This window comes from Streptomyces sp. MK7, assembly GCF_032658145.1.
Classification (GTDB): domain Bacteria; phylum Actinomycetota; class Actinomycetes; order Streptomycetales; family Streptomycetaceae; genus Streptomyces; species Streptomyces spiralis.
In genome coordinates, this window is sequence record NZ_JAVACL010000090.1 from 1 (window position 1) to 11,447 (window position 11,447).

Genomic DNA, 11,447 nt, shown 5'->3' on the forward strand with positions numbered 1-11,447 from the left:
CTCGATGTCGCACCTGTGTGGCGGCCGGCTCGGATTTTTTCTGCGGGTTTTTCTGTCCGGGGTGTATCAAGGCCCGTTCCGACGACTCTCAAGGGTGAGGGCGACGGGAACACGGGGGACGCCCAACGGGGAGACGGGGGATCACGGGGGGTCGGGGCGGCCGGTCGCCGACGGGGGAGCGACCGGCCGCCCCGACGCGTGTCACGGCGCGCGGCTCCTTGAGATGCGCCGGGCCGGCGCTCCCCGAGACACCGCAGGCCGCCCCTACTTGAGGTACGCCAGGCCGGGGTGGACCCCCATGTAGTCCTCGACCAGCCCACGGGCCACGTTCACCGAGTCGACCAGCGGATGCAGCGCGAAGGCCTTCACCGCCGTCTCGCGGGAGCCGGACTCGGCGGCGGCGAGCACCTCGCGCTCGACCGCCTTGACCGCGCAGACCAGGCCGGTGGCGTGGCCGGGCAGCGGCTCTACCGACACCGGGTGCGCGCCGCCCGCGTCGACCAGGCAGGGGACCTCGACGACGGCCTCGGCGTCCAGCGCCGACAGGGTGCCGCGGTTGCGGACGTTGAGGATCAGTGTGGTGCGCTCGTCGCGGGCGATGGCCCGCATCAGGGCGAGGGCCACCTTCTCGTAGCCGCCCGAGAGGTCTTCGGCCTCCCGCTCCCCCGCGCCGGCCGTCCGGCGGTTCTCGGCCATGTAGGTGGCCTCGCGCTCGTGACGGGTGCGGTTCCAGGTGTCGAGCGCCGGGGCGCCGGGGTCCCGCAACTCCTCGTAGAAGCGGGCCTGCTGGCCGTGCAGGAACGCGCCGCGGGTCTGAGCGGCGTCCTTGTAGGCGCGCACGGTCTCGCGGTTGAAGTAGTAGTAGTGCAGGTACTCGTTGGGGATCGCGGCCAGAGAGCGCAGCCAGTCCGCGCCGAAGAGCCGGCCCTCCTCGAAGGAGCCGAGCAGGGCGGGGTCGGCGAGCAGGCGCGGCAGCTGGTCGCGGCCGGCGACGCGCAGCCCCCGCACCCAGCCGAGGTGGTTGAGGCCCGCGTAGTCGATCCACGCCGTGGCCGGGTCCACACCGAGTACGCGGGCGATACGGCGGCCGAGGCCCACCGGCGAGTCGCAGATGCCGATGACACGGTCGCCGAGGTGCCGGGACATGGCCTCGGTGACCAGTCCGGCCGGGTTGGTGAAGTTGATGAGCCAGGCCTCGGGCGCGAGACGGGCTACCCGGCGGGCGATGTCGACGGCGACGGGCACCGTGCGCAGGCCGTAGGCGATGCCGCCGGCGCCGACCGTCTCCTGCCCGAGCACGCCGTGCGCGAGCGCCACCCGTTCGTCGTGGGCGCGGCCCTCCAGACCGCCCACGCGGATCGCGGAGAACACGAAGCCGGCGCCGCGCAGCGCCTCGTCCAGGTCGGTCGTGGCGCGGACCCCGGGCGCGTCCGGCACCCCGGCGGCCTGTTCGGCCAGCACCCGGCTCACCGCGTTCAGCCGGCCGGCGTCGAGGTCGTGCAGGACGACCTCGGTGACCCGGCCCTCGGCACGGTCGCCCAGCAGTGCCCCGTACACGAGCGGCACCCTGAATCCGCCGCCGCCCAGAATCGTCAGCCTCACCCTCGCACCCTTCCCGACACCGCCGCCTCGCCCCCTCCCGGAACCCTACTGTTCACCTGTGACGCCTCCCGAAAACGGTGACGGACGGCCCGCCCCATGGTTCCATGCGAACGCCATCCTCACCTTTGTCGATTCGGCAGGTACCTGATGAGACGTCAACTCTTCGCCCCGGCCGCCTTAGCCGCGGCCGTCACACTCGGTGCGGCCACGTCGCCGGCGTCGGCGGCCGTGCCGGTCTGGCAGGAGACCGGCACGGCGTACGTCGACTCGCTCAGCGGCGGGCAGGGGCTCGCCAGCCGCGCGGACGGCTCGCTGCTGCACCGCGGGCTCGGCTCGATCCCGCTGGACCTGCGCATCAAGGGCTGGAACCACGTCGGGGACCCGGACATCGCGCAGGGATACGTGTTCGACGCCTATCAGGGCCCGGACACGGCGACGTCCAAGATGTTCGCGGTGACCACCCCGTCCGGAAAGCGCTACGAGTACGTCCACAAGCTCGACGCGGGCGAGAAGCTCAACAACTCCTTCGCCTCCGTCTCGCCGGACGGCCAGTGGCTGGTGTCGGGCGAGTGGGGCGATCAGAACCGGCTCCAGGTCTTTCCGGCCCCCCTGCTCAACGCGGCCGCCCCGGGCACGGGCGGTGCGCTGCCGCAGGCCCCGCAGATCACGCTCGACAAGCCCGTACGCGACATCCAGGGCTGCGACTTCGTCAACGACACGCGGCTGCTGTGCGCCTCGGACGACGGCTCGAAGGAACTCTTCCCCGAGGACCGGCCGCTGCTCCAGGTGGACCTGACGCACCGGCTGGACGGCGGCCCCGTCACCGGCCGTGTCACCAGCCTGTTCGCGCTGCCGCAGCGCAGCGTGTGCAGCGGCACGTTCGAGGCCGAGGGTGTCGACTACGACGCGGCACGCGGCACCCTGCGCGCCGAGGTCGTCTCACCGGGCGTGTGCCAGGTGGCGACGACCGTCTACGCGTACCGCCTGCAGTAGGCGACCGCTCTCACCGTCCCGGCCACGCGTGCTTCCTCCGCGTGGCCGGGCACGGGGGCACAGGCTCCGTCGGGGGCGCCCGGGTGTACCGGGCGCCGCCCCCCGGGCCCCGGGAACAACCCGGAAATCTCCGCCTTCATCAGCTGAACTCCCGTGCCTGTGAAGGACTTTCCTTGCTTTAACTCTTGACGATTGGGGTGCCCGGGAGCACATTGGCGGCGCGCACCGCTTGAGAGCGCTCTCAGAACTCTCCGATCCCACCACTCCGTACCGAGAGGCACCCCCCATGAGTGAACCCTCCGGCACATCCGCCGGCATACGTGCCGGCGCCCATCGCAGACGGCGCTCCGTGCGGCGGGCGCTCGTCGCGGTCCTGGGCACGCTGGGCCTGGCGGCGGCCGCGGCGACCGTCGCGACACTGCCCGCGAACGCCTCCGCCCCCACGCCACCGTCGGGCTGGTCGCAGGTCTTCCTCGACGACTTCAACGGCTCCGCCGGCTCCGGTGTCAACACCGCCGACTGGCTGTACGACACGGGCACCTCGTATCCGGGCGGCGCCGCCAACTGGGGCACCGGCGAGGTCGAGTCGATGACCTCCTCCACCAGCAACGTCTCGCTCGACGGCAACGGCAACCTGCTCATCACCCCGCGGCGGGACGCCTCCGGCCACTGGACCTCGGGCCGTATCGAGACCACCCGCACCGACTTCCAGCCGCCGGCCGGCGGCAAGCTGCGCGTGCAGGCCCGGATCCAGATGCCGAACGTCACCGGTGCCGCCGCCAAGGGCTACTGGCCCGCCTTCTGGATGCTGGGTTCGCCCTTCCGCGGCAACTACCAGAACTGGCCGGGCGTCGGCGAGCTGGACGTCATGGAGAACGTCCAGGGCCTGAACACCGACTGGGCGACCATGCACTGCGGCACCAACCCGGGCGGCCCCTGCAACGAGACGTCCGGCATCGGCGGTTCCACCTCCTGCGCCGGCACCACCTGCCAGGCCGGCTTCCACACCTACGCGATGGAGTGGGACCGGTCGACCAGCCCCGAGGAGATCCGCTTCTACCTCGACGGCGTCAACTTCCACACCGTGAAGGCCAATCAGGTCGACGCGACGACCTGGGCGAACGCCACCGACCACGGCTACTTCATCATCCTGAACGTGGCCATGGGCGGCGGCTTCCCCGGCGCGTTCGGCGGCGGCCCGGACGGCGGCACCGAGCCCGGCCACCCGATGGTGGTGGACTACGTCCAGGTGCTCCAGTCCTCGGGCGGCGGGGGCGGCACCACTCCCCCGCCCTCCGGCAACCGCGACGCCTACAGCCCCGTACAGGCCGAGTCCTACGACGGCCAGAGCGGCGTGAACATCGAGTCCACCACGGACAGCGGCGGCGGCCAGGACATCGGGTCGATCGCGAACGGCGACTGGGCGCTCTACAAGGGCGTCGACTTCGGCTCGACGGCGGCGAAGCAGTTCTACGCCCGGGTCGCGAGCGGCGCCGCGGGCGGGGTCAGCGGGCTGGTCGAGGTGCGTCTGGACAGCCGTACCAGCACCCCGGTCGGCAGCTTCGCGGTGGCCAACACCGGTGGCTGGCAGTCATGGCGGACGGTCCCGGCGAACATCTCCGCGGTGACCGGCACCCACGACGTCTATCTCACCTTCACCAGCGGCCAGCCGGCGGACTTCGTGAACGTCAACTGGTTCGACTTCGGCCACTGACCGTCACCCCGGCACACAGGGGCCTCACGCGCACGCGTGGGGCCCCTCGCCTCTGCGCGCCCTGTACGGGCCGGCCCCGTTCCCGCGCGCGGCGCTGTGCGTTCAGCGCAGCTCCGCCCGGAAGGCCACCGGTGTCTGCCCCGTGCGCAGCTGGAAGAACTTCGAGAAGTTGGCGGCGTCGGCGAAGCCGACGGCCGCGCCCACCCGGCCGATCGGCAGGTCGGTGTGGGCGAGCAGGCGCTTGGCCTCCAGGACGACACGTTTGTCGATGAATCCCTTGGGGGTCTCGCCGGTGGCGGCACGGACCGCGCGGACGAGGGTGCGGCGGGAGTAGCCGAGGGCGTCGGCGTAGGCGCTGACGCTGTGGTTGGTGGTGAAACCCTGCTCGACCGCCTCGCGGAACAGGGTGAAGGTGGTGTCCGCCTGGTCCCGGGCCGCCTGGGCGGAGCTGGCCGCGAGATGGGCCAGGCGCAGCAGGAACGCGGTGAGCGAGTGGCGCAGCACCGCGGTGTGCAGGCTCAGCGGGAGGGTCTCGGTGTCCTCGTACTCGCGGCGCAACTGGGCGAGCGAGGCGGTCAGGGCGGCGCGCTGGGCCTCGTCGGGGCGGAGAAGGGGCGGCAGGTCGTAGCGGTACAGGCCGGTGACCTCGACCGTGGCGCGGGGCAGGAAGCCGGGCTGCATGGTCAGGACGGTTCCGCGGTACTCGCCCGCACGGGAGAAGTGATGGACCTGTCCGGGACGGATCCACAGCACGTCGCCGGCCGCGGCCTCGTACTCGGCGAAGTCGATCATGTGCCGCACGGGGCCGTCGCTGAACAGCATGACCATGTGGAAGTCGATGCGGTGGACTCGGTGGAGAGGAGCCTCGGCGTGCCAGGTGTGCTCGGTGCCCATGGGGCCTATCTGCAGCCCGACTCCGAGCAGGCTGAGGTCGACGGGGAAGGGGAAGGTCCTGATTCCCTCTCCGTCGCCGTGCCCGGCGACCGGACCGTCCTGGGTGGTTGCGTCCGCCATGTCCTTCTCGTACCGCCTTCGTCGCCCGCCGGGCGGCCTCGCCCGGCAGGTCGTGTCCCACTTTCACCACAGCCTGACACGAACAGACCTTCCATGGAAAAAGTCATACTTTTAAGTTCGAACGCGTCCGGCTACCAATCCTGCTTCTTTCGAGGACTTCTTGAAGATGAGCGAGCAGACAACCGACAGCTTCGAGTGGACGGAGCTCGACCGGCGTGCCGTCGACACCGCCCGCCTGTTGGCCGCCGACGCCGTGCAGAAGGTGGGCAACGGCCACCCCGGCACGGCGATGAGCCTGGCCCCGGCCGCCTACACGATCTTTCAGAAGGTGATGCGCCACGATCCGGCCGATCCCGAGTGGACGGGCCGTGACCGCTTCGTCCTCTCCCCCGGCCACACCTCGCTCACCCTGTACACACAGCTCTACCTCGCCGGGTACGAGCTGGAGCTGGACGATCTGAAGGCCTTCCGCACCTGGGGCTCCAAGACCCCCGGTCACCCCGAGTACGGGCACACGGCCGGCGTCGAGACCACCACCGGTCCGCTCGGCCAGGGGGTCGCCATGGCGGTCGGCATGGCGATGGCCGCCCGCTACGAGCGCGGTCTGTTCGACCCGGACGCCCCCGAGGGCACCTCCCCGTTCGACCACACCGTCTGGGCGATCGTCTCCGACGGCGACCTGGAGGAGGGCGTCTCCTCGGAGGCCTCCTCGCTGGCCGGCCACCAAAGGCTCGGCAACCTGGTCTTCCTCTACGACGACAACCACATCTCCATCGAGGGCGACACCGCCACCGCCTTCTCCGAGGACGTGCTGAAGCGCTACGAGGCGTACGGCTGGCACACCCAGCGCATCGAGCCGGACGCGAACGGCGACATCGACGTGCACGCCCTGTACGCGGCGCTGACAGCGGCGAAGGCCGAGACCGGCCGCCCCTCGATCATCGCGATGCGCACCATCATCGCCTGGCCCGCCCCGAACGCCCAGGACACCGAGGCCGCGCACGGCTCGGCGCTCGGCGAGGAGGAGGTCGCCGCCACCAAGCGGGTCCTCGGCTTCGACCCCGAGCGGTCCTTCCAGGTGGACGAGGACGTGCTCGCCCACACCCGCAGGGCCCTGGACCGGGGTGCCGAGGCGCACGCGGCCTGGGACAAGCGGCTCGGCCAGTGGCGCGCCGGCCAGGTCGAGCGGGCCGAGCTCTTCGACCGGATCGTGGCGGGGCAGCTGCCCGAGGGCTGGGAGGACGCCGTCCCGGTCTTCGAGGCCGGCAAGTCGCTGGCCACCCGCGCGGCCTCCGGCAAGGTGCTCCAAGCGCTCGGCGCGGTCCTGCCCGAGCTGTGGGGCGGCTCCGCGGACCTGGCCGGCTCCAACAACACCACCATCGACAAGACCTCCTCCTTCCTGCCGAAGGGCAACCCGCTGCCGGAGGCCGACCCGTACGGCCGGACGATCCACTTCGGCATCCGTGAGTTCTCCATGGCCGCGGAGATGAACGGCATCGCCCTGCACGGCAACACCCGGATCTACGGCGGCACCTTCCTGGTGTTCTCCGACTACATGCGCAACGCGGTGCGCCTGTCCGCGCTGATGCAGCTGCCGGTGACGTACGTGTGGACGCACGACTCCGTCGGCCTGGGCGAGGACGGCCCCACCCACCAGCCGGTCGAGCACCTGGCCTCGCTGCGCGCGATCCCGGGCCTGAACATCGTCCGCCCGGCCGACGCCAACGAGACCGCGATCGCCTGGACCGAGATCCTCAAGCGGCACGCCACCCGTCCGGCCCCGCACGGGCTCGTGCTCACCCGCCAGGGCGTGCCCACGTACGCGCCGAACCCGGACGCGGCCAAGGGGGGATACATCCTCCACGAGGCATCCACCGGGAGCCCGGACGTGGTGATCGTCGCCACCGGGTCCGAGGTGCGGCTCGCCGTGGCCGCGCGGGAGCTGCTGGAGGCGGAGGGGACCGGCACACGGGTGGTGTCGATGCCGTCCGTGGAGTGGTTCGAGGAGCAGCCGCGCGAGTACCGCGAGCAGGTGCTGCCGCCGTCGGTGCGGGCGCGCGTCGCCGTGGAGGCCGGCATCGGTCTGACGTGGTACCGCTACGTAGGTGACGCAGGACGCGTCGTCTCCCTCGAACACTTCGGTGCCTCCGCCGATGCGGCGACCCTGTTCGCCGCATACGGCTTCACCCCCGAGAACGTCGCCGCCGCGGCCCGCGCATCGCTGGCCGCCGCGCGCGCCTGATCCGAACGCGACAAGGAAGATGATCACTGTGAGCGAAGCAACCGCGACCGCCGGAGCGCTCGAGCGCCTGTCCGAAGAGGGCGTGTCGATCTGGCTGGACGACCTGTCGCGGCGGCGGATCGAGTCGGGGAACCTGGCCGGGCTCGTCGAGACCCGGCACGTCGTGGGCGTCACCACCAATCCGTCGATCTTCCAGGCCGCCATCGGCTCCGGCGAGGGCTACGAGGAGCAGCTCGCCGACCTGGCGGTGCGCGGCGTCACGGTCGACGAGGCCGTACGGATGATGACCACCGCGGACGTGCGCGCCGCCGCCGACGTGCTGCGGCCGGTGTACGAGGCGACCGGCGGACGGGACGGCCGGGTCTCGATCGAGGTCGACCCGCGACTGGCCCACGACACGGCGGCGACCGTCGCCGAGGCCCGGCAGCTGGCCTGGCTGGTGGACCGGCCCAACGTGATGATCAAGATTCCGGCCACCCGGGCGGGCCTGCCGGCGATCACCGAGGTGGTCGGAGCGGGTATCAGTGTCAACGTGACGCTGATCTTCTCCCTGGAGCGCTACCGCGAGGTCATGGACGCCTACCTCGCCGGCCTGGAGAAGGCGCGCGCCGCGGACCTGGACCTGTCGCGAATCCACTCCGTCGCCTCCTTCTTCGTCTCCCGGGTCGACAGCGAGATCGACAAGCGGCTGACCCTGCTGGGCAGCGACGAGGCCCTGGCGCTGAAGGGCCGGGCGGCCCTCGCGAACGCCCGGCTGGCCTACGCCGAGTACGAGCAGGTGTTCGGATCCGCGGACGGTTCGACCGCACCCGGTGAGCGCTTCGCCGCGCTGGCGGGCGCCGCAGCGAACAAGCAGCGTCCCCTGTGGGCGTCGACCGGGGTGAAGGATCCGGCATACAAGGACACCCTGTATGTGGACGAACTGGTCGCGCCCGGCACGGTCAACACCATGCCGGAGGGCACGCTGAACGCCACCGCCGACCACGGCGCGATCACCGGTGACAGGGTGACCGGCGGCTATGCGCGGGCCCGCGCCGACCTGGCGGCGGTCGAACGGCTGGGGATCTCCTACGACGAGGTCGTGCAGCAGCTCGAGGACGAGGGCGTCGCCAAGTTCGAGGCGGCCTGGCAGGACCTGCTGGACGCGGTCACGAAGTCGCTGGACAGCAAGGGAGTTGACGCGGAATGAGCAAGAAGCCCGCCGAGCCGGTGGCGCCGGACGCGACCGTGGGCCGCGCCCCGGACGCCGCCGCAGAGCCCAAGGCGCCGGCCCCCGGGGCGGCGCCGCCGGACGCCGCGCCCTCCCAGGCCGCGCCGTCCGATGTACGTGTCCCCGTCGCGCCGTCCGCCGACTGGGTGAATCCGCTGCGTGATCCGCTGGACCGCCGGCTGCCGCGGATCGCGGGCCCGTCCGGTCTCGTGATCTTCGGCGTCACCGGCGACCTGTCCCGCAAGAAGCTGATGCCGGCCGTGTACGACCTGGCCAACCGGGGTCTGCTGCCGCCGGGCTTCTCGCTGGTCGGCTTCGCCCGCCGGGACTGGGAGAACCAGGACTTCGCCCAGGTGGTGTACGAGGCGGTCAAGGAGCACGCACGCACGCCCTTCCGCGAGGAGGTCTGGCACCAGCTGACCGAGGGCATGCGGTTCATCCCCGGTGACTTCGACGACGACACGGCGTTCAAGCAGCTGAAGGCGGCCGTCGAGGAGCTGGACGGCTCCCGCGGCACGGGCGGCAACTTCGCCTTCTACCTCTCCGTACCGCCGAAGTTCTTCCCCAAGGTCGTGCAGCAGCTGAAGAAGCACGGGCTGGCGGACGGGCCGAAGGGGTCGTGGCGGCGCGCCGTCATCGAAAAGCCGTTCGGCCACGATCTTGCCAGTGCCCGGGAGCTGAACCGGATCGTGCACGACGTGTTCGACCCGGAACAGGTCTTCCGCATCGACCACTACCTGGGCAAGGAGACCGTCCAGAACATCCTGGCGCTGCGCTTCGCCAACCAGATGTACGAGCCGATCTGGAACCGGTCGTACGTGGACCATGTGCAGATCACCATGGCCGAGGACATCGGCATCGGCGGTCGCGCGGGCTACTACGACGGGATCGGCGCCGCCCGGGACGTCATCCAGAACCACCTGCTCCAGCTGATGGCGCTCACCGCGATGGAGGAACCGATCGCGTTCGACGCCGAGGCGCTGCTGACCGAGAAGCTGAAGGTGCTGAAGTCGGTGCGGCTGCCCGAGGACCTGGGCTCCCACACCGTGCGGGGCCAGTACACCGAGGGCTGGCAGGGAGGTGCGAAGGTCCCCGGCTACCTCGAGGAAGAGGGCATCGACAAGAAGTCGAGGACCGACACCTACGCCGCGATCAAGCTGGGGATCGACAACCGCCGCTGGGCGGGCGTCCCGTTCTATCTGCGCACCGGCAAGCGGCTGGGCCGCCGGGTCACCGAGATCGCGGTGGTGTTCAAGCGGGCCCCGCACTCCCCGTTCGACACCACGGCCACCGAGGAACTGGGCGAGAACGCGATCGTGATCCGCGTCCAGCCCGACGAGGGCATGACGGTCCGCTTCGGCTCCAAGGTGCCGGGCACCTCGATGGAGATCCGGGACGTCACGATGGACTTCGCCTACGGCGAGTCCTTCACCGAGTCCAGCCCGGAGGCCTACGAGCGCCTCATCCTGGACGTGCTCCTGGGTGACGCCAACCTGTTCCCCCGCCACCAGGAAGTGGAAGAGTCCTGGAAGATCCTCGACCCGATCGAGGCCTACTGGGACGAGAACGGCACGCCCGCCCGGTACCGGTCGGGGACGTGGGGTCCGGGGGAGGCCGACGAGATGCTCGCACGAGACGGACGGAGCTGGCGCAGGCCATGAAGATCGACCTGACCGAGACCACCGCAAGCAAGATCAACAAGGCGCTGGTGCAGGGACGCCGCGCCATCGGCACACCCGCCGTGGGAATGGTCCTGACGATGGTCATCGTCACGGACGAGGAGAACGCCTACGACTCGATCAAGGCCGCAGAGGACGCCTCGCACGAGCACCCCATGCGGACCCTGGTCGTCATCAAGCGGCACGCCCGCACCCTGCGCGACCGCACCCACTCACGGCTCGACGCCGAGGTCCGGGTCGGCTCCGAGGCCGGCACCGGCGAGACGGTGGTCCTGCGGCTGTACGGCGAGGTGTCCGACCACGCCGACTCGGTGGTCCTGCCCCTGCTGCTCCCGGACGCGCCGGTCGTCGTCTGGTGGCCGGTCGACGCGCCGGACCACCTCGCCGAGGACCCGCTGGGCGCGCTGGCCCAGCGCAGGATCACCGACCTGTACGCCTTCGAGCGCCCGCTGGAGGTCCTGCAGACCAGGGCGGACCACTACTCCCCCGGCGACACCGACCTCGCCTGGACCCGGCTCACCCTGTGGCGCTCGATGCTCGCGGCCGCCCTGGACCAGGCCCGCGTGGCGGTGACCTCGGCGACCGTCGAGGCCGAGGCGGACAACCCGAGCGCGGAGCTGCTGGCCCGCTGGCTGGAGGCGCGGCTCGGGGTCAAGGCCGACCGGGTGCGCAGCCCCGGCCCGTTCGTGACCTCCGTGCACCTGGGCACCGCGGACGGCGAGATCACCATCGACCGGCCCGAGGGCCCGCTGGCCACGCTGTCCCTGCCGGGCCAGCCGTCGCGCACCCTCGCCCTCAAGGTCCGCCCCACCTCCGAACTCATCGCCGAGGAGCTGCGCCGCCTCGACGCCGACGACATGTACGCCGTGGCCCTGCGGGGCGCCGGCATCAAGGAGACCGTCTGACATGCCCGACACCCCCGAGCTCACCCGGCGACCGGAGTGGACCGCCCTGGAGGACCACCGCGCCCGCTCGCAGCCGCATCTGCGCGAG

Annotated in this window: 8 protein-coding genes; 6 read left to right on the forward strand and 2 right to left on the reverse strand. The window is 71.3% G+C overall.

Annotation, left to right across the window (positions count from 1 at the left end):
- Nucleotides 1-264: 264 nt before the first annotated feature.
- Nucleotides 265-1,602: a 6-phospho-beta-glucosidase gene (locus R2S09_RS39225; RefSeq protein WP_316746025.1), complete on the reverse strand. Its 1,338-nt coding sequence runs from the start codon at nt 1,600-1,602 to the stop codon at nt 265-267.
- 147 nt (nt 1,603-1,749) lie between these two features.
- On the opposite strand from R2S09_RS39225, the gene R2S09_RS39230 reads away from it, so the two are divergent.
- Nucleotides 1,750-2,595 carry a hypothetical protein gene (locus tag R2S09_RS39230; RefSeq protein WP_316746027.1) on the forward strand — a complete coding sequence of 282 codons (846 nt, stop codon included), beginning with the start codon at nt 1,750-1,752 and terminating at the stop codon, nt 2,593-2,595.
- Between the two features lie 286 nt (nt 2,596-2,881).
- The gene (locus tag R2S09_RS39235; RefSeq protein WP_316746030.1) at nt 2,882-4,309 is read left to right on the forward strand and encodes a glycoside hydrolase family 16 protein; all 1,428 of its coding nucleotides are present in this window, start codon (nt 2,882-2,884) and stop codon (nt 4,307-4,309) included.
- A gap of 102 nt (nt 4,310-4,411) precedes the next feature.
- On the opposite strand, the gene R2S09_RS39240 is transcribed toward R2S09_RS39235, so the two are convergent.
- Nucleotides 4,412-5,323: an AraC family transcriptional regulator gene (locus tag R2S09_RS39240; RefSeq protein ID WP_316746032.1), complete on the reverse strand. Its 912-nt coding sequence runs from the start codon at nt 5,321-5,323 to the stop codon at nt 4,412-4,414.
- Between the two features lie 166 nt (nt 5,324-5,489).
- Here R2S09_RS39240 and tkt point away from each other — a divergent pair, with 166 nt between their 5' ends.
- The 4 genes from tkt to opcA are packed head-to-tail and all read left to right on the forward strand — an operon-like array spanning nt 5,490 to nt 11,359.
- A complete protein-coding gene (gene tkt / locus R2S09_RS39245; protein WP_316746034.1) occupies nt 5,490-7,565 on the forward strand; it encodes a transketolase in 2,076 nt (691 codons plus the stop codon).
- 19 nt (nt 7,566-7,584) lie between these two features.
- Nucleotides 7,585-8,754, forward strand: coding sequence for a transaldolase (gene tal, locus R2S09_RS39250; RefSeq protein ID WP_316746036.1), 1,170 nt, complete (start codon nt 7,585-7,587; stop codon nt 8,752-8,754).
- Nucleotides 8,751-10,436 carry a glucose-6-phosphate dehydrogenase gene (gene zwf, locus R2S09_RS39255; RefSeq protein ID WP_316746038.1) on the forward strand — a complete coding sequence of 562 codons (1,686 nt, stop codon included), beginning with the start codon at nt 8,751-8,753 and terminating at the stop codon, nt 10,434-10,436. The genes tal and zwf overlap by 4 nt, the downstream gene beginning before the upstream one ends.
- Nucleotides 10,433-11,359, forward strand: coding sequence for a glucose-6-phosphate dehydrogenase assembly protein OpcA (opcA, locus tag R2S09_RS39260; RefSeq protein ID WP_316746040.1), 927 nt, complete (start codon nt 10,433-10,435; stop codon nt 11,357-11,359). Before zwf ends, opcA begins: the two co-directional genes overlap by 4 nt.
- Nucleotides 11,360-11,447 lie beyond the last annotated feature (88 nt).